Source organism: Bacillus sp. SW14, assembly GCF_047608225.1.
Taxonomy (GTDB): domain Bacteria; phylum Bacillota; class Bacilli; order Bacillales; family Bacillaceae; genus Bacillus; species Bacillus subtilis_G.
Genome location: NZ_JBLKRW010000001.1, coordinates 2,800,797 through 2,822,584, shown reverse-complemented (window position 1 = coordinate 2,822,584; position 21,788 = coordinate 2,800,797). Strand labels below are relative to the sequence as shown.

The following is a 21,788-nucleotide window of genomic DNA, read 5'->3' as shown; positions in this document are numbered from 1 at the left end:
TTTTTTAGTGAACCTTTTCCCCTTGAAACAGATGTTCAATTTCTTCTTCATAGTTATCGCTCATAATCCCTTTTTCTGTGATGATTCCCGAAATGAGATGATGCGGTGTAATGTCAAAAGCGGGGTTAAAGACAGGCACATCAGATGGAGCGGTCCGCACTCCGGAAATCTGCCTCACTTCCTCAGGATCCCGTTCCTCTATCGGAATATCAGCGCCGCTTTTCACTTTCGTATCAAATGTAGATAATGGTGCAGCGACAAAAAACGGAATATCAAAGGCGTTTGCTAAAATCGCGAGACCGTATGTTCCAATTTTATTTGCCGTATCACCGTTCTTTGCAATTCGATCGGCTCCGACGATGACGGCGGAAATTTGTTTTTCCTTCATCGTGTGGGCGGCCATGCTGTCTGTGATCAAAGTGACATCAATGCCCCCCTGCATCAGCTCCCACGCAGTAAGTCGTGAACCTTGAAGGACGGGCCTTGTTTCACAAGCGTAAATATGCAGTCCCAAATCCTTTTGTTTGGCCAAGTAAAATGGAGCGAGTGCCGTTCCATAGCGGCTTGTCGCGATAGAACCGGCATTGCAGATCGTCATAATCCGGTCGCCTTTTTTGAAAAGCTGCAGGGCGTTTTGACCGATCATCCGGCACGTTTCCTCATCCTCGACCTGAATTTGAATCGCTTCATGGACAAGGTTTGTTTTTGCTTCATTTACTGAAATGGCGTTTTCGATCGAATGGCTCAGTCTCTCAAGCGCCCAAGATAAATTAATGGCGGTAGGCCGTGAGCTGTTTAAATACTGTTTGATGTCACACAGTCTGCGGCGGAATTCCGTGACATCACCTGTTTCAATGTCTTTTGCAGCAAGCGCAAGTCCAAAGGCAGCCGTAATGCCGATGGCGGGAGCGCCTCTTACTTTGAGCGTGACAATGGCGTTAAATACATCCTCTTTCGTCGTCAGCTCCACATATTCCGTCACATCAGGAAGCTTTTGCTGATTTAAAATGGTAATGGCTGTTTCTTTCCACTCAACAGAACGCGGAACAGCAAATGAATGGGGCATAAATAGATCATTCCTTTACAAGTAACTTAAATAATTCAATAACATCTGTGATCGTTTTGAATTCCGAACGCTTTTCGATAAAGGCTGTGCCGGTTTCGAGCGCCAAACGTTTTCTGCCGATTCGTTTATCAAACGGCACGATCGTTTCCAGATCAGCCACATGGGCAAGGCCAATCGCGCGGCGTATCAGCTCGCAGCCTGCAAATCCGATCGCCTCTTCAAAAATATGACTGAGGGTGTCAGTAAGGTAACCGTCGATGTTGGCGTAAACATCCAGACTGTCCCTCTCCCAGGCTTCAGTGAATGTCTCTTGAAATGCTTCCCAGACCTGCTCGACATGGTGATATAATGGCTCTCTGTCATCACCGTCACGGCCGAGTGCGTTCAAAAATAAGTTGGAGATAAATTGGCCTATATCAAATCCGATCGGTCCGTAAAAAGCAAATTCAGGATCAATCACCTTTGTTTCAAGTTCGCTGGCGAAAATGCTTCCTGTGTGCAAATCACCGTGAATCAGCGTTTCTGCTGATGTTAAAAAACACTTTTTCAGTTTAGCGGCTTCGATTTTGACATTGTCATTATTCCAGAGCTTTTCGACAAAAGGACGAAGCTCTTCTTCAAAATCATTTGTGTCATGGTCAAAGAAGGGATCTGTAAAAACAAGTCTTTCCGTAATGTCGCACAGCTCCGGGTTTGTAAACTGCTTAACAAGCTGTTTTTTTACCTTAGGTTCAAGCGCGTAATCTGAAGAATAGAAAAGGGTCTTTCCTAAAAATTCACCGATGTGCTGTGACAGGCGCGGATAGTTTTCGCCCTCAATGAGTCCTTTTCTTGCGATTTTTAAGTGAGAAAGATCCTCCATGACAGTAACTGCCATTTCTGTATCGGAATAAAACACTCTTGGAACCAGATGAGGGACATGCTCGCCTTGGCGGATGAGGGCGCTGCTTTCGATTCTGGCTCGATCGATTGTCAGCGGCCAGCTTTCTCCGACAACTTTTGCATAAGGAACCGCCTGTTTAATAATCAAAGCTCTGTCATGTGTTTGATCATAAATATGAAAAACGTAATTTAAGTTGCCGTCTCCGATCTCCTGGCATGTCAGCGTGCTTTTGCTTGGAAATAAGCCAAGCTTCACCGCAAGTGCCACAGCGGAGCTTTCATTTAACGTTTCGTATAAAGGTGTTTTTGTGACTGCCATTGTCATAACCTCCAATTATGTAATCTCTTGATATGTTTTCAGCTGAATGGCCGTAAAAAAGCCTCCTTCTCAGAGAGAAGGAGGCTTAACATATATGTCCGCCTCTCTTATCTCTCAGATCAAATCTGATGGAATTAGCACCGTGCCTTAAGAGACGAGCGTCTCGGCGCGAAAAAGATGCGCCCCATTTCACAATGGAATTACGGTCGGTTGCTGTTGGGGTCAAAAGGCCAATCCCTCGCCCAACTCTCGATAAGAGAATATATTTACTTGTTAAACAATTCTAATTTATCAGTTGATGAACATAGTAACAGGTGTTTAAGTAAATTGTCAATCTATTTTTTAATATAAATCTTTTCTGATATCATCGAAAACAGGAATGTTTTCCCGCACCTTAACGCTTTCCAGAAGGTCGATTGCCGCTCGGACAACGCCTTCTTCCCGGCCGCCTTCAGCTAGGACGCGCCCCCACGGATCAATAATGAGGCTATGCCCGGCAAATTCATTATTTGGATTTGAACCGGTGCAATTGCAGGCAGCGATAAAGCATTGATTTTCAATGGCCCGCGCAATAAGCAGGCTTTTCCAATGATCAAGGCGGGGAAGAGGCCATTCCGCAGAAATAAACAGCACGTTGGCACCTTTTGTCGTATGTTTTCTGATCCACTCCGGAAAACGGATATCGTAACAGATCAATCCTGAGCTTTTGACGCCATCAAGCTCAAAGTATCCGTCTTCGGAACCGGCTGATAAATACACATGCTCATCCATCAGCTGAAAAAGATGGGCTTTCCTGTACTCTTTAATGATTTGTCCTTCCTTATCCGCGATGTACATTGTATTATAAACATCAGAATCCTTTCTGACAGCAACCGATCCGGCGATAATATGAACGCCATGTTTTTTTGCCGTATTCTTCAGCCAGCTCTGAGCAGAACGTCCGTCTTCATCAGCGAGCTCATCAAGGTTGGCCAAGTCATATCCGGTTGTCCATAGTTCAGGAAGAACAAGAACGTCAGCATGTTTGCTTTCTTTTTCGATGAAGAATTCAGCCTTTTTTATATTTTCTGAAGGTTTTCCGTATGAAATATCAAATTGAAGACAAGATATCGTCCATTTCATCTTTTTATCACTCCACATTTTTCTTTACTTTTTTTATTTAACCATATATGATGATGGACTATCATTTCAAGATTTTTTTAGAAGGTGAGAATAGATGAAATTTGAACAATCTGATGTATTGAAGGAGCTGCCTCAACAATTCTTCGCTTCTTTGGTGCAGCAAGTGAACCGAAAGCTCGCAGAAGGACACGACGTCATCAATCTCGGACAGGGAAATCCGGATCAGCCGACTCCGGAACATATCGTCGAGGAAATGAAACGGGCTGTTGCTGATCCTGAAAATCATAAATACTCGTCTTTCCGCGGCTCATACAGTCTGAAATCAGCAGCGGCAGCATTTTATAAAAGAGAATACGGCATTGATCTTGACCCGGAAACTGAAGTCGCTGTATTATTCGGCGGGAAAGCCGGTCTGGTTGAGCTCCCGCAATGCTTGCTTAATCCCGGAGATACGATTTTAGTTCCGGATCCGGGCTATCCTGATTACTGGTCAGGTGTGACACTCGCAAAAGCGAAGATGGAAATGATGCCGCTCGTAAAGGACAGAGCGTTTCTTCCTGATTACAGCAGCATCACCGCTGAAGTGAGGGAACAGGCGAAATTGATGTATTTGAATTATCCGAATAATCCGACCGGAGCCGTTGCTACCCCTGACTTCTTTGAAGAAACCGTGAGTTTTGCGAAAGAAAACGGGGTCTGTGTCGTTCACGATTTTGCTTACGGCGCTGTAGGATTTGACGGCGGAAAGCCTTTAAGTTTTTTGCAGACTGAAGGTGCCAAGGATATTGGCATTGAAATTTACACGCTGTCAAAAACGTATAATATGGCAGGGTGGCGGGTCGGCTTTGCCGTTGGAAACGCTTCGGTCATTGAAGCGATCAATCTGTATCAAGACCATATGTTTGTCAGTCTTTTCAGAGCGACTCAGGAGGCTGCAGCGGCGGCACTGTTAGCTGATCAGACGTGTGTGGCGGAGCAAAATGCCCGATATGAAAGCAGGCGAAACGTTTGGATCGCGTCATGCCGGAAAATCGGCTGGGATGTGACAGCTCCGGCAGGTTCATTTTTTGCATGGCTGCCTGTGCCTGAAGGCTATACTTCCGAGCAGTTCTCAAACCTTTTGCTTGAAAAAGCAAATGTGGCGGTTGCAGCCGGAAATGGCTTCGGTGAATATGGCGAGGGCTACGTCCGAGTCGGGCTGCTGACAAGTGAAGAAAGACTGAAGGAAGCCGCTTATCGAATTGGGAAACTGAACCTGTTTACCCAAAAAAGCATTGACAAGACCTGATAACGATGGGATAATTCGAAATAATTTATAAAATCTATATTTTCTTATCAAGAGCAGGCAGAGGGACGAGCCCGATGAAGCCCGGCAACCGACTTGTAAAGCACGGTGCTAATTCTTGCAGCTGGCGGCTGAGAGATAAGATTCGGACGAGAAACGAAACCTCTTTAGACGCGATTGCTGTTTGAAGAGGTTTTTTTATATGGATGAAAATGAAAGGAGCTCTGGCATGAGTGAGTTATTGGCAACATATCTCCTGACCGAACCGGGAGCCGATACAGAGAAAAAAGCAGAACAAATCGCAACAGGATTGACAGTTGGCTCTTGGACGGATTTGCCCTTGGTGAAACAGGAGCAAATGCAAAAGCACAAGGGACGGGTGATAAAGGTCGAGGAAAGAGAGGGAACTCCTGCATCAGGAAAACAAGCGGTGATCACAATCGCCTATCCTGAAATCAATTTCTCTCCGGATATTCCGGCTTTGCTGACAACAGTGTTTGGCAAGCTGTCGCTGGACGGAAAAATCAAATTACTCGATCTTCACTTCTCTGAAGCATTTAAGCGCACACTGCCGGGACCGAAGTTTGGCGTATACGGCATCCGGAAGTTGCTGGGGGAATTTGAGAGACCGCTGTTAATGAGCATATTTAAAGGGGTTATCGGAAGGGACTTGAGTGATATTAAAGAACAGCTCAGACAGCAGGCGCTTGGCGGAGTTGACTTGATCAAGGACGATGAAATTTTCTTTGAGACAGGTCTGGCGCCTTTTGAAACAAGAATTACAGAGGGAAAGCAAATATTGAAAGAAACGTATGAACAAACCGGGCATAAAACGCTGTATGCGGTCAATTTGACTGGACGTACGGCTGATCTGAAAGATAAAGCGAGACGCGCCGCCGAATTAGGAGCGGATGCGCTTTTGTTTAATGTTTTCGCTTACGGCTTGGACGTCATGCAAAGCCTTGCGGAAGATCCCGAAATTGCGATCCCGATTATGGCGCATCCAGCGGTCAGCGGGGCGTTCACATCTTCTCCGTTTTATGGCTTTTCTCACGCTCTTTTGCTCGGAAAATTAAACCGGTATTGCGGTGCTGACTTCAGTCTCTTTCCGTCGCCATACGGCTCGGTTGCGCTTCCGAAAGAACATGCGCTGGCGATTCATGAAGAATGTGTAAGAGAGGATGCCTTTAACCAAACATTTGCCGTTCCGTCAGCAGGCATTCATCCCGGTATGGTTCCGCTTTTAATGCGGGATTTCGGCATAGATCATATAATTAACGCCGGTGGGGGCGTACACGGACATCCGAACGGCGCCCAAGGCGGGGGCAAAGCGTTCAGAGCCATTATTGATGCGGTCTTAGAAGCCCAGCCGATTGATGAAAAAGCCGAACAATGCAAGGATCTAAAGCTTGCGCTTGATAAATGGGGAAAGGTTGAAGCCGTATGACGACCCGAAAACCTTTAATCATTTGTGATTTTGACGGAACCATCACGAGAAACGACAACATTATAAGCATCATGAAAACATTCGCTCCCCCGGAGTGGACGGCATTAAAAGACGGCGTCCTTTCCAAAACGCTGTCGATCAAGGAAGGTGTCGGGCGGATGTTCGGCCTTCTGCCTAGCAGTTTAAAAGAAGAGATTACAAGATTTGTATTGGAAGATGCAAAAATCAGGGAAGGTTTTCGGGAATTTGTAGCGTTTATCAATGAGCACGAGCTTCCGTTTTATGTCGTAAGCGGAGGAATGGACTTTTTTGTGTATCCTTTGCTTGAAGGCATTGTGGAGAAAGAGCGTATTTATTGCAACCATGCGTCATTTGACAGCGACTATATTCATATTGACTGGCCTCATTCTTGCAAAGGATCATGCAGCAATCAATGCGGGTGTTGCAAACCGTCGGTAATACATGAACTTTCTGAACCGGACCAATATCTCATCATGATCGGTGACTCGGTTACAGATGTCGAGGCGGCAAAGCTGTCTGACCTTTGCTTTGCAAGGGATTATTTATTAAACGAATGCCGGGAGCGAAATCTGAATCATCTCCCGTATCAAGAATTTTATGAGATTAGAAAAGATATTGAGAACGTAACGGAGGTACAGGAATGGCTGCAAAACAAGAACGCTGGCGAGAGCTCGCTGAAGTAAAACGGGAATTGGCCGAAAGAGACTGGTTTCCGGCGACTAGCGGCAATCTGTCTATTAAGGTTTCTGATGAGCCTTTAACCTTTCTCGTAACCGCAAGCGGAAAAGATAAACGCAAAGAGACGGGTGAAGATTTTCTGCTGGTGGATCAAAACGGAGAGCCTGCCGAAAGCGGGCATTCTCTGAAACCGTCAGCGGAAACGCTTTTGCATACACATTTGTACAATAAAACCAATGCAGGATGCTGCCTGCACGTCCATACGATAAACAATAATGTCATCTCAGAGCTATACGGAGACCAAAAGAAAATCACATTCAGAGGCCAGGAAATCATAAAAGCGCTCGGACTGTGGGAAGAGAGTGCAGAAGTGACCATTCCGATCATTGAAAATCCAGCTCATATTCCGACGCTCGCGGCACTGTTTGCGGAAGAGGTTTCAGAAGATTCAGGAGCTGTTCTAATCCGAAATCACGGTATTACAGCTTGGGGCCGAACAGCGTTTGAAGCAAAAAGAGTGCTTGAAGCATATGAATTTTTGTTCAGCTACCATTTGAAATTGAACACAATTCAGCATCAGCTGGTTAAATAAAAGGAGGAACTGAAATGGCAACAATTCGTATTCATGATGAGGCAAATACAACGATTGAAAATCAAGAGGAAGTAGCAAGCTTTCTGGACAGTCAAGAGGTCATTTATGAGCAATGGGATATGAGTAAGCTCCCAGAACAGCTTTCAGAGAAATATGATCTGGCAGAAGAAGAAAAACAACAAATCCTTGATGCCTTTGAAACTGAAATTAAAGATATTTCAAACCGCCGCGGCTACAAAGCACAGGATGTTATTTCATTGTCAGACAGCAATCCGAAACTTGATGAACTGCTTGAGAACTTTAAAAGAGAGCATCACCACACAGACGATGAGGTCCGTTTTATCGTAAGCGGCCATGGGATTTTTGTCATTCAAGGCAAAGACGGCACGTTTTTTGATGTCCGTTTAAACCCCGGAGATTTAATCTCAGTGCCTGAAAATATCCGCCATTACTTCACGCTTCAGGAGGACCGAAAAGTTGTCGCGGTGAGAATCTTTGTGACAACCGAAGGCTGGGTTCCGATTTATGAAAAGGACAGCGTGAATCAATAAGCTGGAAAAGAGGACAACATCCTAAAACTCAAAACGTTTTAGGATGTTGTCAACAATCTGAAAGCCCCTTTCAAATCGAACGGGGCTTTTTCATTGCAAACGCCATTTTTCATATCGTGACATTTCTTTTTTAATCAGTGTCCAAATCAAACCTAAAACAGCTGCATCGTCAATGATCCCAAGACCGAAGATAACGTCTGGAATGATATCGAGCGGCATGACGATATACAAGATGGCAGCAGTTAGAAGTAAAAGCGTTTTAACCTGTGAATGGGGGTAGTCGCCGTTTCTCCAATCACGAAGCATTTGAAAAAAAACAGTAATATGCTGGATACATTTTTTTCGGTTTTTCCTTTTTAAAATCGCTTTTCCGCCTGCCGCTCCGAGCATCAATGCTTTCTTTTTCTTCATGTGGCATACCTCCTGCCTGGCGGCGTGTTTAAGATATTCTTCCTCTGGGTATTGTTCTTCTAATCCTATCAATAAATCTATTATACCTGAAAATTTAACTTATTTAATGAAAATATGTTTACAAATAAAGTATAATCTGTAATAATGCACAATAACCCAATCAAACTTGTTTCCTATTTCTTAGCGGCGAGGGGTGAAGTGAATGGGCGGTTCTTCTGAACAAGAAAGATTGTTGGTGTCTATTGATGAAAAAAGAAAGTTAATGATAGATGCCGCTAGAAAACAGGGATTTACGGGCCATGACACGATCAGGCACAGTCAGGAGCTGGACTGTTTAATGAATGAATATCAGCAGCTTATGCTAGAAAACGAACATTCTCAAGGGATTCAAGGCCTTGTAAAGAAATTAGGCTTGTGGCCCCGCAGAGATGTCATGCCTGCATATGATGCAAATAAATAGCGGCGCTATCAGATGCATATATAAAGAGAGAGCTTTTCAGAAGCGCTCTTTTTTTCTGGAAAAATTCATATGAAAGAGGGAACTGATGAAAGAACTGGCGATTATCCTTACTGAAATGATCAATCAATTTCATGATGCTTTTATTTCATTATGCGGAATGTTCGGCATTCATTTAACCGACAAAGAAATGCACTTTTGGGTGATTGGCATTTTTGGCATTTTCTTTTTCGGCGTCACTCACGCTGTGTTTACTTGTCTTTCTAAGTGGAGCATGACAGCCTTGTCCTTTATCTATACCGTTACAGTCATCATTGTCATCGTATTCGCGATTGAAATTCAGCAAAAAGTGACGGGGAGAGGGAATATGGAGTTTTTAGATGCTACTGAGGGTTTAAAGGGTTTTTTGGTATTCTTTATGTTTTTTTTGCTTCTGAAAATGCTGCTGCGCTTCATCAAAATACTCTTTTCTGGCAGAACGGCGAGCAAGTCAAGTGGCAATGCCCGGTCACGAAGGTAAAAAGCCCTCCTGACACAGTCAAGGGGGCTATGAAGCGGATACGGGGAGGATGATCGTCACCTCTGTACCTCTCCGCACTTCACTTTCGATATGAATGGAGCCTCCGTACATCAGCACGATCCGTTTACATACGACAAGGCCGAGACCGGTTCCTTTTTCTTTAGAAGTAACAAAGGGAAGGAAGATATGATCCAGCATTTCCTGAGAAATCCCTTCACCGTTATCCACAACTTTGATAATGGCCTTTTGATCCGAAGCACCCAAGGAGATCGTCAGTTTTCCTCCCTCAGGCATTGATTCGAGGCCATTTTTTGCTACATTTAAAATCACTTGTTTAATATGATCTTTTGTACATTTAACAAGTAAGGGCTGCCCGGTTAAATACTGTAATTCGACTTCAACATTGTATAGGTTGCCCTCAGAATAGATAATCGGCATAATTTCACCGATAATATCCTGAAGCGAGTTCAGCTCCCATTTTTCAGCTGTCGGTTTTCCGAGAACGAGAAACTCACTCACAATTTGGTTAATGCGCTTTATCTCTTGTTCAATAATGGAGAAGTACAGCTGATCTTCTTCACCTTTATATTTCTTTTGCAGCAGCTGAATAAAGCCGCTTATGCCGGTGAGCGGATTGCGGATTTCATGAGCTGTGCTGGCAGCAAGCGTCCCGATCAGCTCTAATTTTTGCGCCTCATTTTCTGAGCGCTCCAGCTGAGTCTGGCGTTTCAGCAAATAATACAGCACGAGAATAAAAAGGATATTCAGCAGAACAATAGTACATGATAGTGGAAGAACAAGGCTTTTCGTCAGTTCTTCTATTGTGACTGGCTTCGGATATACTTTCATATTCCAGCTGATATCATCCAGAAATCCGCTGACTGGTTTCTGATCTTTTGCATGAGAGGCTTGTCCGCTCGTAAATATCATTTTCCCGTCTTGGTTCACTACTTCAATATAAACATCAGGGCTCAGCAAGTTAATGATATTTTTCAAATAATCAATTTGAATCGCTGCGACAAGATAATCTGTCACATTTCGTTTTGAGTCCAAAACAGGGACACAAATTGTAAAAATTGGCTGGCCTGTAATTCTGCTCGAATAACTTTCTGAAATGACTGTCTTTTTGGTTTCCTTCGCTTTTGTAAAAAAAGATCTGTCTGCCAGGTTTACTTTCGTTTTTAATTCTGTTGAACTTGCAGTGACGTCTCCTTTGGTATTAAGAAGATAGAGACCGGAAAATCTCGGCTCTGAATCAAAGGCTTTTTCCAAAATCGACTGCATTTTTTTTATATCAACCGGTCTGTCGATGGCGATGGACAGGGAGGTCATTCTCGCCTTTGTTTCTCCGATTAAATAATTAATTTTGTTGCGGTGAAGGTTCAGCATAACACTTGCTTCTTGCTTATGTTCTATAGCTATTGTATCTTTTTCTTTTTCATATACGAAAAAGCTGATGACGAGTGCCGGAATCACGACCAGTATCAAATAAAGTTTGATTCTCCCGCAGGCGCCTTTTAGTATTTTCAATTTGCATCGCTCCAACTTACACCTGATTAGAGGTATTATATCATTGTTTCTTCTTCTTTAATAAGAAAAAATAACCAAAAAAATTAGAAAAAGATGTTGGGCGGCTTACATGATCAAAAAGAAGAGAAATATTGGAAAGATTTTTATTGACATTTCCGTCTTTGTTTATTAATGTTTCTCTGTAACGGTTTCTAAAAGGATGATTGAGACATGACAGAAAAATCACTGAAGTTATTTATCGTGCTGTCGCGCGCGTATCGGTCTATTAACGATCATATGAATAAGCATATTCATAATCATGGGCTGAATCCGACTGAATTTGCTGTGCTTGAGCTGTTGTACCATAAAGGCGATCAGCCGCTGCAGCAGATAGGGGATAAAATTCTCTTGGCTAGCGGGAGCATCACATATGTTGTAGATAAGCTGGAGCAAAAAGAACTCCTCATTCGGAAAGCGTCTCCTACAGACAGACGAGTGACATTTGCACAAATCACTGAAAAAGGCACCGGTCTTTTGAATGATATTTTTCCTGATCACGCTGCGGAAATTGATGAAATGATCAGCGTATTAAGCGAAGAAGAGGTAGAGATGTGTACAGAGATGTTAAAAAGAGTAGGATTAAACGCAAAACAGTTTCATAATAAGTAAAAAAAGGAAGCCTGATCTATCACAAGGCTTCCTTTTTTTCTATTGTTCATTTGTTTCCGCAGCGCCTCTCGGCAAGATGAGAACTTCAACGCGCCGGTTTTTGCTTCGGCCTTCCGCAGTTTTGTTGGAAGCCACCGGTTTATACTCACCATAGCCCTTGGCACTGAACACTTTTGCGTCAAGCTTAGGGTTTTCAACCAGGAGTCCCATAAAGTTTACCGCTCTCATGACGCTTAAATGCCAGTTTGATTGGAATTCAGAATTTTTAATTGGCATATTATCCGTATGTCCGCTGATAATGATATTCCTCGGCGGGTTAATCACAAGAAGAGTAGAAATCTCTTTTGCAAGCCGAACATCTTCCTTACGGATGGTCGCTTTCCCAGAATCAAAGAAAATACTGTCTTTAATCGTAATCAGAAGACCTTCACTAGTCAATTTTGTTTCCAGCTGATGTTCGAGCTTTTTATCTTTGATGAACTTTTCTACCTGGCTCTTGACACTTTCAAGTTCTTCTTGATCAGCCGCTTTTTCTCGATCTTTCTTGTTTTTCTCTTTCTCTTCTTTTTCATCTTTCACTTCATCAATTCCGTCTGAATCGTTTTCAGGAGGGATGACACTGGAGTAGTCCATCACGCCGGTGCCGCCCGTAAAGACTTCATTAAATGATTTTGAAAGCATTTGAAACTTACCTGCGTCAATCGAGCTGCTCGCGTACAGCACAATAAATAATGCCAGGAGAAGAGTTAGAATATCGGCGTAAGGAACCAGCCATGATTCATCAACGTGCTCGTCCTCATGCTTCTTCTTCTTTTTTCTCGCCATTTTGCGCCTCTCCTTGTTCTGCAAATTTCAAGCGGTCCTTCGCAGGAAGGTACATTAAAAGCTTTTGTTCGATGACTTTCGGTGCTTGTCCTTCAAGTACGGACAGGACGCCTTCGATCATGACTTCACGCAGTTTTACTTCTTGTTTTGATTTTCGTTTTAATTTATTTGCGAAAGGATGCCATAATACATACCCCGTAAAGATACCGAGAAGGGTGGCAACAAAGGCCGCACTGATGGCGTGTCCAAGCTCATCTGTGTTATCCATATGAGAGAGGGCGGCGATCAGTCCGATTACAGCGCCGAGTACTCCAAGTGTCGGCGCATACGTTCCTGCCTGAGTGAAAATAGCGGCTCCGGCCTGATGCCTGTCCTCCATTGCTTCAACTTCCTCTGTCATGATATCTCTGATAAATTCCGCGCTTTGCCCGTCAACAGCCATGCTGAGCCCGTTTTTCAGGAAAGCATCATCTACATCTTCAATGCTCGCTTCTAAAGCAAGAAGGCCTTCGCGGCGAGCAAGCTGGGCCCATTCAGAGAACATAGGAATAAGCTCCTCTATTGTCAGCTGTTTGTTTTCCTTAAATAACACTTGGAACAGCGCGGGCACTTTTTTAATTTCTTTAGTTGGGAACGCAATGACCACTGCTGAGATTGTCCCGGCGATAATAATTAAAATGGCAGCGGGGTTTGCAAGCGCGCTGAAACTGACGCCTTTCAGAACCATCCCCACGCTCAATGCCACAAAAGCAAGAATAACACCAATTAACGAAGTTTTATCCATAGTTTTCACCAAATCCTTTTTTTCTAGCTTGTCTATGGTTAATATCGGTTTCGGTACCCGGAACTTTAGGGAGATTGTGAATTTGTTCATGAAATATTCAAGGAAGAGGCATAGAAGGGAGAAATAAACAAATACGGGGCCTTTCAAAAATTGAAAAGCCCGCGGGTTTAGCGGTATTGAAATTGGCAGCTTGCTCGCAAGATGTCCTTCAGACGGTTTTCATAACATAATAGAAATAAATATTCACTGTATATAAACATGTTCCATCCCTCCTTAAGAAAAAGTGTAAATGATAAAGGGGAGTAACACTTCGGGGGAAGGGACGGTATTTTCTCCGTCAAGAGTATGAATCCACAAAAAAAACGGCTTCCTAAACAGGAAACCGCTCATTGTTATTTCGCGTGCACTTTGATTGTATGATCTTCTGCAGTCACATGGAAACTTGTGATCTCGCTATTGTCAAGCAGGAGATCGGTCATTTCATCTTCCACCCATTCTTGGATGGTTCTTCTGAGCGGACGTGCGCCGAATGAAGGGTGGTAGCCCAGCTCAGCGATTTTTTCTTTCGCTTCGTCTGTCACACTCAAGGTGATTCCGCGTTCTGCCAATGTTTCTTCAAGTTCTCCGAGCAGCAGGCTGACGATTTTGACCAAATGTCCTTTTTCCAGTGAGCGGAACTCAATAATGCTGTCAAAACGGTTGAGGAACTCAGGTTTAAAGAACATGCTGAGTGAATCAATCAATGTTTGTTCTTCGAATACACTGTCATCTGATTGGAAACCGACTTTCATTTGTTTCTCACCAGCACCCGCGTTGCTTGTCATAATAATCACAGTGTCTTTAAAGCTTACGGTTCTGCCTTGACTGTCTGTCAGACGGCCGTCCTCCATGATTTGCAGGAACATATGCTGAACGTCAGGGTGTGTTTTTTCAATCTCATCCAGCAACACGATGCTGTAAGGATTGCGGCGCACTTTTTCTGTTAATTGTCCAGCTTCCTCATGGCCGACATACCCAGGCGGTGAACCGATGATTTTAGATACGGCGTGTTTCTCCATGTATTCGCTCATATCAAGACGGATAATAGCGTCTTTTGTGCCGAATAGTTCATCCGCCAGCGTTTTAGAAAGCTCTGTTTTCCCTACACCGGTAGGACCGACAAAGAGGAAGGAGCCAACGGGTCTGTTTTTGGATTTTAATCCGGCGCGGCTTCGTCTTACCGCTTTTGCCACTTTTTGAACAGCGGCTTCTTGTCCGATCACACGTTCATGAAGTTTTGCTTCAAGCTCTTTCATTTTTGTTTGTTCATCCGCCTGCAGCTTGCCGACAGGGATGCCTGTTTTTTGTTCAATGATATCCTGAATATGGTCAGCTTCCACAGTGACAGCGGAATGAGAGGAAGAGCTGTTTGTTTTTTTCTCTAATGCGATTTCTTCATCACGGAGTTTTGCCGCCAGTTCGTAATTTTCCTCTTCCAGCGCTTTTGCTTTTTCGGCTTCAATCGCAGTTAAGCGTTCCGCCGCATCCTCATCATTCAGCTCATCAATTAACAGGTTGGCTTTTGAACCAGCTTCATCTAATAAGTCAATTGCTTTATCCGGAAGGTGTCTGTCCTGAATGTAGCGGGATGATAAAGTCACACATGCTTTGATTGCTTCATCACTGAATGTCACGCCATGGTATGCTTCGTATTTGTCTTTGATCCCTTGCAGAATGAGGATGGCCTGTTCTATTGAAGGTTCCTGCACCATGATAGGCTGAAAACGTCTTTCTAGCGCGGCATCTTTTTCGATTTGACGGTATTCTTTCAGTGTTGTCGCACCGATGACTTGCAGTTCGCCTCTGGTAAGGGCGGGTTTGAGAATGTTGCCTGCATCCATAGAGCCTTCTGCAGAGCCTGCGCCAACGAGAAGATGAATTTCGTCAATGAACAGAATGACATTTTTTCGTTCTTTCAGCTCAGTGATCAGCTGTTTCATTCTCTCTTCAAATTGGCCTCTGATTCCTGTGTTTGCAACAAGGGATGCAACGTCAAGCAAGTAAAGTTCTTTGTTTTTCAGTTTGTTTGGAACATCGCCTTCAGCAATTTTTAAAGCGAGTCCTTCGGCGATGGCGGTTTTCCCTACACCCGGCTCACCAATGAGAACAGGATTGTTTTTGTTGCGGCGGTTCAGAATTTCGATCACGCGAGCGATTTCTTCATCACGGCTGATGACGGGGTCAATGAGACCGGCTTTTGCACCGTTTGTGATATTTTGAGCCAGCTCATCAAGCAACCCTTTCTTCTCGCTTTGTTTTGCTGCGTTTTGTTCTTTCGGCTGGAACGCTTGTTCAAACGGAAAACCGAAAGATTGAGGACCCATGCTCATTGAAGGTTTACGGGTCAGTTCGTTATAGCAAGTTTCACATAATACCATTTGTTTATGAACGGAATTAATTTGCATGTTAAGGCGAATCGTCGCCTCGTTTTGATGACAATGTTGACAACGCATTTGCCAAAACCCCCTTAAAAATTTGATCTATTTTGACCAATGAATGTGAATAAAAAGGCCGATTTAATTTGACCTTCTTTGACTATTAGTATACGGGAAACTTATCGGCTTTCAAAACAATACGCTCAGAGCAGTCTGACTATTTGACTAACTTTGACCAATTGGTTTTTAAAAAAGGCCGGCTCGTTTGACCAACATTGATTCATAGTATACTCTGACCTTCTTTGACTTTCAAGTCATTTGCGGAAAATGTTTTTAAATTGGTTACAAAGTAAAACATGTTTTCCCCTTCTTTTCAAGGAACTTGTCTCATAGGTTATAAAAGGCACATGTGGACAAAACTGCGGTTCGTTCGGAGGGGAGAAATGGAACAATCAAAAGGGTCAGCAAGTCAGCTTGCCTTTGTGTATGTCGGCACAGTAGTCGGAGCTGGGTTTGCGACTGGCAGGGAAATTGTTGAGTTTTTTCTGAAGTTCGGCTGGTTCGGTTTATTCGGTATTATCGTCAGCGGCGGAATGTTTACGTTTCTCGGGGCCAAGCTGATGATCATTTCAAAACGAATCAATGCCAAGTCATATCAAGAAATGAACATATTCTTGTTCGGGGCGAAGGCTGGGCGGTTTATTAATGTGTTTATGCTGTTTGTACTCCTCGGCGTCACATCTGTTATGCTTTCCGGGGCAGGGGCGCTTTTTGAGGAACAGCTGGGGCTGTCCCCTCAGATTGGGATGCTGATTACAATCGGTTTGAGCTTAATTGTGATGACTGGAGGAGTAAAAGGCATTTTCGGTGTCAATGTGTTTGTTGTTCCTCTTTTAATCATCTTTTCTATGATTGTGGTGGCCGACTCTTTTATTTTCAGCGAGTCGCGGAACGCAGCGCAGTGGGGATGGCCGCACCGCTGGGACTGGCTGTTATCAGCGTTTTCTTACGGCGCTTTAAATTTATCGCTCGCCCAAGCGGTCTTGGTTCCGCTGGCGAATGAAATGTCATCGGAAAAAGTGATAAAAAAGGGCGCTTTAGTCGGAGGGGCGATGCTGACGATTGTGCTGTCCGCGAGTTTTCTGTCTTTGTCGATGCTCCCGGATGTATTTTTGTACGATATACCGATGGCTCAAGTCGTTTATCTCTTTGCGCGGTCTGTCCATTTGATTTATTTGCTCATTATTTTCGGTGAAGTGTTCACATCGGTTATCGGCAATCTATATGGATTGGAAAAACAAGTGCAGAGCTTTCTTCCAATGAAAAGCAAATATATCTTTGCAGCCATTATGACCACGGCTTATATTACGAGCCAAATAGGATACGGCAAGCTCATTTCAACGATTTATCCATTGTTTGGCTATGTGAGTCTGGCGTTCATAGGCGCCCTGATTTGCAAAAAGGTTCCCCGGCGGCGCAGTTTGTAAATACAAGTAATGAAGCGAGCCGTCATTGCAGAACAATGATTGATCGGGAAGTCAAGGGCTGACTTTTTTATTGTCAAGAAAAACAACATTATGGTAAGATAGCAGAAGTGAAAAATTGAAAAAATCCGTGCGATATGCGGGAGAGGTTCTAGCTACACCCTCTATAAAAAACTAAGGACGAGCTGTATCCTTGGATACGGCCTTTTTTATGTTTTTCTAGAGCACCTTCCGAAAAGGTGTTTTTTTGTATGAATCAGCTGTAGCGATGTCTCTCGCCGATGGTTTTATTGCGGAAAAGGAGAGGAATCATGAAAAAAGAAAAAGCAATTGTCGTATTCAGCGGCGGTCAAGACAGTACCACTTGCTTACTGTGGGCTTTAAAGGAATTCGAAGAAGTCGAAACGGTGACTTTTCATTATAATCAGCGTCATTCGCAGGAAGTTGAAGTGGCAAAATCGATTGCGGAAAAGCTTGGTGTGAAAAACCATTTGCTCGATATGTCCCTTTTAAATCAGCTTGCACCGAATGCCCTGACAAGAAATGATATTGAGATAGAGGCAAAAGACGGTGAACTGCCATCCACATTTGTTCCGGGACGGAATTTGGTATTTTTATCTTTTGCATCTATTCTGGCATATCAAATTGGCGCGCGTCACATTATTACAGGAGTTTGCGAGACAGACTTCAGCGGTTATCCTGACTGCCGTGATGAATTTGTGAAATCTTGCAATGTAACGGTAAACCTGGCAATGGAGAAGCCGTTTGTGATTCATACGCCTCTCATGTGGCTCAATAAGGCGGAAACATGGAAGCTTGCAGATGAGCTTGGCGCCCTTGATTTTGTGAAAAACAACACGCTGACATGCTATAACGGCATCATCGCAGACGGTTGCGGGGAATGTCCGGCATGCCACCTTCGTTTAAAAGGCTATGAAGAATATATGGCGATGAAAGGAGAGCGTGCATAAATTGTTATCTCAAATTTATCCCCAGGCCCAGCATCCTTATTCATTTGAATTGAATAAGGATATGCACATCTCAGCTGCTCATTTTATCCCTCGGGAAAGTGCTGGAGCGTGCAGCAGGGTTCACGGGCATACGTATACCGTCAATATAACCGTTGCCGGCGACGAACTTGACGACTCCGGCTTCCTTGTCAATTTCAGCGTGCTCAAAAAACTGGTGCACGGAAACTATGATCATACACTTTTAAATGATCATGAAGAATTTTCTCAGGACGACCGGTATTCGGTGCCGACAACTGAAGTTGTGGCGAAAACGATTTATGACAACGTACAGGCTTATTTAGACACATTGGAGAATAAGCCAAGCTGTGTACAGGTGTTTGTCCGGGAAACACCGACAAGTTACTGTGTCTACCGTCCGAAAAAGGGTGGTTTGAATGGCTAAAGGAATTCCTGTATTAGAAATTTTCGGCCCGACGATTCAAGGAGAAGGCATGGTGATCGGACAAAAAACGATGTTCGTTCGCACAGCCGGCTGTGATTATTCCTGCAGCTGGTGTGACTCCGCCTTCACTTGGGACGGGTCTGCTAAAAAAGATATTCGCTGGATGACGGCTGAGGAGATTTTTGCAGAGCTTAAAAACATTGGGGGAGACGCGTTTTCCCACGTGACGATCTCGGGCGGCAACCCGGCCCTGTTAAAACAGCTGGGTGCTTTTATCGAACTGCTGAAGGAAAATAACATTCGTGCAGCGCTTGAAACCCAGGGGACTGTTTATCAGGAGTGGTTTACGCTGATCGATGACCTTACAATTTCTCCAAAACCGCCAAGCTCAAAAATGGTAACGAACTTTCAAAAGCTTGATCACATTTTGACATCACTTAAAGAGAATAACAGACAGCATGCTGTCAGCTTAAAGGTTGTCATTTTTAATGATGAAGATATGGCGTTTGCCAAAACCGTGCACAAGCGTTATCCGGGAATCCCGTTTTATTTACAAGTCGGTAATGATGACGTTCATACGACAGATGATCAGACATTGATTGCACATTTGCTTGGAAAATATGAAGCGCTTGTTGATAAGGTAGCTGCCGATGCGGAGCTGAATCTCGTCAGAGTGCTTCCGCAGCTGCACACCCTGTTATGGGGCAACAAACGCGGCGTATAATAGAAAGGAAGATAAAAATGACAACAAGAAAAGAATCAGAATTAGAAGGTGTCACACTGCTTGGCAACCAAGGAACAAATTATTTGTTTGAATATGCGCCGGACGTGCTGGAATCATTCCCGAATAAACATGTAAACCGTGATTACTTTGTAAAATTCAACTGCCCAGAATTTACATCTTTATGCCCGAAAACAGGACAGCCTGACTTTGCGACAATCTACATCAGCTACATTCCTGATGAAAAAATGGTTGAAAGCAAATCATTAAAGCTGTACCTATTCAGCTTCAGAAACCATGGTGACTTCCACGAAGACTGCATGAACATCATCATGAATGACTTAATCGAATTAATGGACCCGCGCTACATTGAAGTATGGGGCAAATTTACGCCAAGAGGCGGAATTTCCATTGACCCGTACACAAACTACGGAAAGCCGGGAACGAAGTACGAGAAAATGGCGGAATACCGTATGATGAATCATGATTTGTATCCGGAGACGGTTGATAATCGATAATGAAATGAATCCGTTGTGTGAGACGAAGTGATGTCACCGTAAAATACTGACATTTAGCGTCAATTTTAGGCGGAATGTGACCCGACTGTGACCTAAGGTGCAACCTGAACTGTGACTTTTTGCAGCTAAAAATTGATAGAACAGAAGCAGTTTAAGGCGTACGATTTAGTACGTCTTTTCTTATTTTATCCACTACAAAATGCCCTGCACAGGACATCACTCTTAATCTAGACTTTTAATTCGTTTATATTTTGGGTTTCCCAAATGCAGTTTTTTCTTTGAGCGCATTGATTAATATGGAAAGAATAAAACCGGTTAAGAAGATCGGGAGGACAAGCTTATTGTTAAGGCAAGATGTAGAGGCCTTGAAAAAGGAACTTGAAGCTAATCAGAAATATCGTCCAAACAAATAAACCCCTCACTATGAGGGACTGACCCCCGTTTTTGAGACAGGGATCAAAACACCTTTTAAACAGCCAATTGCCGATAGTTTATCGGTGATTGGTTGTTTAGTTTCGTTTGAATACGAATATTGTTATAATAATGAATGTATTCTATGACAGTGCGTTCTACGATGGCGGTCGTGGTTCGATCAATGCTGTTAAGATAGAACGTTTCAGACTTTAGTGAGGAATGAAACGATTCGATGGAGGCATTATCAGCGGGCGTCCCTTTGCGGGACATGCTCATGGTAATGCCTTTTGTTTTAACAGCTTTCTGATACTCGTAAGATGTATACACAGATCCTTGGTCACTATGTAACACGCAGTTCTCAGGCAGTGTTGGCAGCTGATCAAGTGTGTCTAAGACAAAGTCTGTGTCCTGCTTATCTCCAATCGTAAAAGCAACCACTTCTCCATTGTATACATCCAATATACTGGAAAGGTACAATTGTTTCTGTCCATAAGGCAAATATGTGATGTCCGTTACTAGTTTTTCAAGAGGGCGATCAGACTGAAAGTTCCGATCCAATATATTATGGGCTACGGCATATGGCTGCCCGTTTTTCTTGCGTTTCTTCATCTTAACCCTGCACTGCCACTGATTTTTCTGCATGATACGCTGAACCGTTTTATGGTTAATGCACATTTCCTTTTTTAATAGGGCGGTGATTTTTCGATATCCATATCGATACTTGTGCTTTCGGCATACTACGCCAATTTGTTTCTCTAAATGCCGTTTGGGGTGATCTTTCGTCAGATTCTTCTTCCAACGATAATAAGACGCTCGTGAGATACCTAAATGAACACAGATATCCTGCACGGTCATTGTGCTGTGCAATCCTTCTACAAGTTCGACTGACGTTTGGCTATCAACTTCCTTTCCAATTCGTTGTACTTTTTTAACACTTTATTCTGTTGTCTCAGGTATCGATTCTCTGCCTGCAGTTTCTCTAACTCGGAAGAATACTCCGGACCTTTTCCGTAAGTGTATTGCTTTCCAACAGGCTGTTCGAATCGATGTGTATCCCCAGCCTTATGCCATCTAACCTATGTCTGAACCTGTGTCTTATTCTTGATATTCAATTTCTGCATGATCTCTTTCATAGGCACGCCTGCCAATCTCATGTCTACAGCCTTCTGTTTCACTTCAACCGGATAACTCACTCTTGTCCCCATAGAAAAAACACCTCCAAGTCTAATGTCGGATAACAACGATCCGTTTTCAAACTTGAAGGTGTTTTTTATTTGTCTCATTTTATGGGGTCAGTCCCATGATGTGAAGGGGTGTTTTTTAATATTCACATGGTTTTTCTTCGCATTCTGGCTTTTCTTTAGCATCAACATACGATGAAGTTATAGTGTCATTTGACTTGTCATAAATCCCCCAAAACTCTTTTTCTTTGTTTCCGTTCAAATACCCCTCTGCATTAATACCGCCCATTGGATCTATTTCATATTTGTCCGAGAACTCAATTTTATCTATATCTTCATAGTTAGCATTTATGTAATCAGTCATTCGTTTTTTAGCGTTATCAAATAGTTCTAGTTCTGCAGTCTTAACTTTTTCTTGCTTTTCATCATATTGGTGTTTCACGTATATTCCCCCAAGTGTTATAATGATGATTGCTGACAACAGGATAATAATGTATTTTTTCAT

22 protein-coding genes, 1 pseudogene and 3 riboswitches are annotated in these 21,788 nt (G+C 43.4%); of the genes and pseudogenes, 13 read left to right on the top strand and 10 right to left on the bottom strand.

The window, feature by feature from the left end:
• Positions 1-4 precede the first annotated feature (4 nt).
• The 3 genes from mtnA to ACMX2I_RS14485 all read right to left on the bottom strand — a co-directional run bounded on the left by mtnA (position 5) and on the right by ACMX2I_RS14485 (position 3,389).
• Positions 5-1,066, bottom strand: coding sequence for an S-methyl-5-thioribose-1-phosphate isomerase (mtnA, locus tag ACMX2I_RS14495; RefSeq protein ID WP_148963773.1), 1,062 nt, complete (start codon positions 1,064-1,066; stop codon positions 5-7).
• Between the two features lie 7 nt (positions 1,067-1,073).
• On the bottom strand, positions 1,074-2,267 hold the full coding sequence (gene mtnK / locus ACMX2I_RS14490; RefSeq protein WP_414957293.1) for an S-methyl-5-thioribose kinase: 1,194 nt from the start codon (positions 2,265-2,267) through the stop codon (positions 1,074-1,076).
• Between the two features lie 104 nt (positions 2,268-2,371).
• A riboswitch (SAM riboswitch) is annotated at positions 2,372-2,526 on the bottom strand.
• Positions 2,527-2,609: 83 nt separating this feature from the next.
• Positions 2,610-3,389 (bottom strand): carbon-nitrogen family hydrolase, encoded by a 780-nt coding sequence (locus ACMX2I_RS14485; protein WP_414957292.1) that lies wholly within the window; start codon positions 3,387-3,389, stop codon positions 2,610-2,612.
• A gap of 94 nt (positions 3,390-3,483) precedes the next feature.
• Between ACMX2I_RS14485 and mtnE the strand changes: the two genes are divergently transcribed.
• The 5 genes from mtnE to mtnD all read left to right on the top strand — a co-directional run bounded on the left by mtnE (position 3,484) and on the right by mtnD (position 7,963).
• On the top strand, positions 3,484-4,677 hold the full coding sequence (mtnE, locus tag ACMX2I_RS14480; RefSeq protein WP_414957291.1) for a methionine-glutamine aminotransferase: 1,194 nt from the start codon (positions 3,484-3,486) through the stop codon (positions 4,675-4,677).
• Between the two features lie 41 nt (positions 4,678-4,718).
• A riboswitch (SAM riboswitch) is annotated at positions 4,719-4,819 on the top strand.
• An 84-nt stretch (positions 4,820-4,903) separates the two neighbouring features.
• On the top strand, positions 4,904-6,121 hold the full coding sequence (gene mtnW, locus ACMX2I_RS14475) for a 2,3-diketo-5-methylthiopentyl-1-phosphate enolase (RefSeq protein WP_414957290.1): 1,218 nt from the start codon (positions 4,904-4,906) through the stop codon (positions 6,119-6,121).
• On the top strand, positions 6,118-6,825 hold the full coding sequence (gene mtnX / locus ACMX2I_RS14470; RefSeq protein ID WP_414957289.1) for a 2-hydroxy-3-keto-5-methylthiopentenyl-1-phosphate phosphatase: 708 nt from the start codon (positions 6,118-6,120) through the stop codon (positions 6,823-6,825). Before mtnW ends, mtnX begins: the two co-directional genes overlap by 4 nt.
• Positions 6,783-7,412: a methylthioribulose 1-phosphate dehydratase gene (locus ACMX2I_RS14465; RefSeq protein WP_414957288.1), complete on the top strand. Its 630-nt coding sequence runs from the start codon at positions 6,783-6,785 to the stop codon at positions 7,410-7,412. Before mtnX ends, ACMX2I_RS14465 begins: the two co-directional genes overlap by 43 nt.
• 14 nt (positions 7,413-7,426) lie before the next feature.
• The gene (gene mtnD / locus ACMX2I_RS14460; protein ID WP_414957287.1) at positions 7,427-7,963 is read left to right on the top strand and encodes an acireductone dioxygenase; all 537 of its coding nucleotides are present in this window, start codon (positions 7,427-7,429) and stop codon (positions 7,961-7,963) included.
• Between the two features lie 90 nt (positions 7,964-8,053).
• On the opposite strand, the gene ACMX2I_RS14455 is transcribed toward mtnD, so the two are convergent.
• Positions 8,054-8,374 carry a YkvA family protein gene (locus ACMX2I_RS14455; RefSeq protein ID WP_394714767.1) on the bottom strand — a complete coding sequence of 107 codons (321 nt, stop codon included), beginning with the start codon at positions 8,372-8,374 and terminating at the stop codon, positions 8,054-8,056.
• Positions 8,375-8,576: 202 nt separating this feature from the next.
• Between ACMX2I_RS14455 and spo0E the strand changes: the two genes are divergently transcribed.
• A complete protein-coding gene (spo0E, locus tag ACMX2I_RS14450; protein WP_087990982.1) occupies positions 8,577-8,834 on the top strand; it encodes an aspartyl-phosphate phosphatase Spo0E in 258 nt (85 codons plus the stop codon).
• A gap of 85 nt (positions 8,835-8,919) precedes the next feature.
• Positions 8,920-9,351 carry a hypothetical protein gene (locus ACMX2I_RS14445; RefSeq protein ID WP_414957286.1) on the top strand — a complete coding sequence of 144 codons (432 nt, stop codon included), beginning with the start codon at positions 8,920-8,922 and terminating at the stop codon, positions 9,349-9,351.
• Positions 9,352-9,378: 27 nt separating this feature from the next.
• On the opposite strand, the gene kinD is transcribed toward ACMX2I_RS14445, so the two are convergent.
• Positions 9,379-10,896 (bottom strand): sporulation kinase KinD, encoded by a 1,518-nt coding sequence (gene kinD / locus ACMX2I_RS14440; RefSeq protein WP_202328600.1) that lies wholly within the window; start codon positions 10,894-10,896, stop codon positions 9,379-9,381.
• Between the two features lie 195 nt (positions 10,897-11,091).
• Between kinD and mhqR the strand changes: the two genes are divergently transcribed.
• Positions 11,092-11,529: a MarR family transcriptional regulator MhqR gene (mhqR, locus tag ACMX2I_RS14435; RefSeq protein ID WP_087990986.1), complete on the top strand. Its 438-nt coding sequence runs from the start codon at positions 11,092-11,094 to the stop codon at positions 11,527-11,529.
• 39 nt (positions 11,530-11,568) lie between these two features.
• On the opposite strand, the gene motB is transcribed toward mhqR, so the two are convergent.
• The 3 genes from motB to clpE all read right to left on the bottom strand — a co-directional run bounded on the left by motB (position 11,569) and on the right by clpE (position 15,630).
• Entirely contained in the window at positions 11,569-12,354 is a 786-nt protein-coding gene (motB, locus tag ACMX2I_RS14430; RefSeq protein WP_087990987.1) for a flagellar motor protein MotB, read from the bottom strand.
• Positions 12,326-13,138: a flagellar motor stator protein MotA gene (gene motA, locus ACMX2I_RS14425; protein ID WP_087990988.1), complete on the bottom strand. Its 813-nt coding sequence runs from the start codon at positions 13,136-13,138 to the stop codon at positions 12,326-12,328. The genes motB and motA overlap by 29 nt, the downstream gene beginning before the upstream one ends.
• Before the next feature lie 392 nt (positions 13,139-13,530).
• Positions 13,531-15,630, bottom strand: coding sequence for an ATP-dependent protease ATP-binding subunit ClpE (gene clpE, locus ACMX2I_RS14420; RefSeq protein WP_414957285.1), 2,100 nt, complete (start codon positions 15,628-15,630; stop codon positions 13,531-13,533).
• A gap of 365 nt (positions 15,631-15,995) precedes the next feature.
• On the opposite strand from clpE, the gene ACMX2I_RS14415 reads away from it, so the two are divergent.
• The 5 genes from ACMX2I_RS14415 to queF all read left to right on the top strand — a co-directional run bounded on the left by ACMX2I_RS14415 (position 15,996) and on the right by queF (position 19,688).
• Complete coding sequence (locus tag ACMX2I_RS14415) at positions 15,996-17,039, top strand: hypothetical protein (protein ID WP_087990990.1); 1,044 nt, start codon at positions 15,996-15,998, stop codon at positions 17,037-17,039.
• Positions 17,040-17,175: 136 nt separating this feature from the next.
• A riboswitch (PreQ1 riboswitch) is annotated at positions 17,176-17,220 on the top strand.
• Positions 17,221-17,347: 127 nt separating this feature from the next.
• Positions 17,348-18,007 carry a 7-cyano-7-deazaguanine synthase QueC gene (gene queC, locus ACMX2I_RS14410; RefSeq protein WP_289347034.1) on the top strand — a complete coding sequence of 220 codons (660 nt, stop codon included), beginning with the start codon at positions 17,348-17,350 and terminating at the stop codon, positions 18,005-18,007.
• Positions 18,000-18,449 (top strand): 6-carboxytetrahydropterin synthase QueD, encoded by a 450-nt coding sequence (queD, locus tag ACMX2I_RS14405; protein WP_087990992.1) that lies wholly within the window; start codon positions 18,000-18,002, stop codon positions 18,447-18,449. Before queC ends, queD begins: the two co-directional genes overlap by 8 nt.
• Positions 18,442-19,173: a 7-carboxy-7-deazaguanine synthase QueE gene (queE, locus tag ACMX2I_RS14400; RefSeq protein WP_253269047.1), complete on the top strand. Its 732-nt coding sequence runs from the start codon at positions 18,442-18,444 to the stop codon at positions 19,171-19,173. The genes queD and queE overlap by 8 nt, the downstream gene beginning before the upstream one ends.
• Before the next feature lie 17 nt (positions 19,174-19,190).
• The gene (gene queF / locus ACMX2I_RS14395; RefSeq protein WP_024716285.1) at positions 19,191-19,688 is read left to right on the top strand and encodes a preQ(1) synthase; all 498 of its coding nucleotides are present in this window, start codon (positions 19,191-19,193) and stop codon (positions 19,686-19,688) included.
• Between the two features lie 468 nt (positions 19,689-20,156).
• Here the strand turns inward: queF and ACMX2I_RS14390 are convergent.
• Both ACMX2I_RS14390 and ACMX2I_RS14385 read right to left on the bottom strand, forming a co-directional pair.
• A pseudogene (locus tag ACMX2I_RS14390) lies at positions 20,157-21,307 on the bottom strand (IS3 family transposase).
• Positions 21,308-21,422: 115 nt separating this feature from the next.
• Positions 21,423-21,788, bottom strand: coding sequence for a DUF1433 domain-containing protein (locus tag ACMX2I_RS14385; protein ID WP_414957284.1), 366 nt, complete (start codon positions 21,786-21,788; stop codon positions 21,423-21,425).

What these genes read in the sequence shown, in the direction of transcription:
- motB (WP_087990987.1), bottom strand. Translation starts at nt 12,354, where the DNA reads ATGGCGAGAAAAAAGAAGAAGAAGCATGAGGACGAGCACGTTGATGAA.
- spo0E (WP_087990982.1), top strand. Translation starts at nt 8,577, where the DNA reads ATGGGCGGTTCTTCTGAACAAGAAAGATTGTTGGTGTCTATTGATGAA.
- ACMX2I_RS14455 (WP_394714767.1), bottom strand. Translation starts at nt 8,374, where the DNA reads ATGAAGAAAAAGAAAGCATTGATGCTCGGAGCGGCAGGCGGAAAAGCG.
- mtnA (WP_148963773.1), bottom strand. Translation starts at nt 1,066, where the DNA reads ATGCCCCATTCATTTGCTGTTCCGCGTTCTGTTGAGTGGAAAGAAACA.
- ACMX2I_RS14445 (WP_414957286.1), top strand. Translation starts at nt 8,920, where the DNA reads ATGAAAGAACTGGCGATTATCCTTACTGAAATGATCAATCAATTTCAT.
- mhqR (WP_087990986.1), top strand. Translation starts at nt 11,092, where the DNA reads ATGACAGAAAAATCACTGAAGTTATTTATCGTGCTGTCGCGCGCGTAT.
- queE (WP_253269047.1), top strand. Translation starts at nt 18,442, where the DNA reads ATGGCTAAAGGAATTCCTGTATTAGAAATTTTCGGCCCGACGATTCAA.
- ACMX2I_RS14485 (WP_414957292.1), bottom strand. Translation starts at nt 3,389, where the DNA reads ATGAAATGGACGATATCTTGTCTTCAATTTGATATTTCATACGGAAAA.
- queF (WP_024716285.1), top strand. Translation starts at nt 19,191, where the DNA reads ATGACAACAAGAAAAGAATCAGAATTAGAAGGTGTCACACTGCTTGGC.
- mtnD (WP_414957287.1), top strand. Translation starts at nt 7,427, where the DNA reads ATGGCAACAATTCGTATTCATGATGAGGCAAATACAACGATTGAAAAT.
- ACMX2I_RS14385 (WP_414957284.1), bottom strand. Translation starts at nt 21,788, where the DNA reads ATGAAAAAATACATTATTATCCTGTTGTCAGCAATCATCATTATAACA.
- ACMX2I_RS14415 (WP_087990990.1), top strand. Translation starts at nt 15,996, where the DNA reads ATGGAACAATCAAAAGGGTCAGCAAGTCAGCTTGCCTTTGTGTATGTC.
- mtnW (WP_414957290.1), top strand. Translation starts at nt 4,904, where the DNA reads ATGAGTGAGTTATTGGCAACATATCTCCTGACCGAACCGGGAGCCGAT.
- ACMX2I_RS14465 (WP_414957288.1), top strand. Translation starts at nt 6,783, where the DNA reads ATGGCTGCAAAACAAGAACGCTGGCGAGAGCTCGCTGAAGTAAAACGG.
- clpE (WP_414957285.1), bottom strand. Translation starts at nt 15,630, where the DNA reads ATGCGTTGTCAACATTGTCATCAAAACGAGGCGACGATTCGCCTTAAC.
- mtnX (WP_414957289.1), top strand. Translation starts at nt 6,118, where the DNA reads ATGACGACCCGAAAACCTTTAATCATTTGTGATTTTGACGGAACCATC.
- mtnK (WP_414957293.1), bottom strand. Translation starts at nt 2,267, where the DNA reads ATGGCAGTCACAAAAACACCTTTATACGAAACGTTAAATGAAAGCTCC.
- mtnE (WP_414957291.1), top strand. Translation starts at nt 3,484, where the DNA reads ATGAAATTTGAACAATCTGATGTATTGAAGGAGCTGCCTCAACAATTC.
- motA (WP_087990988.1), bottom strand. Translation starts at nt 13,138, where the DNA reads ATGGATAAAACTTCGTTAATTGGTGTTATTCTTGCTTTTGTGGCATTG.
- queC (WP_289347034.1), top strand. Translation starts at nt 17,348, where the DNA reads ATGAAAAAAGAAAAAGCAATTGTCGTATTCAGCGGCGGTCAAGACAGT.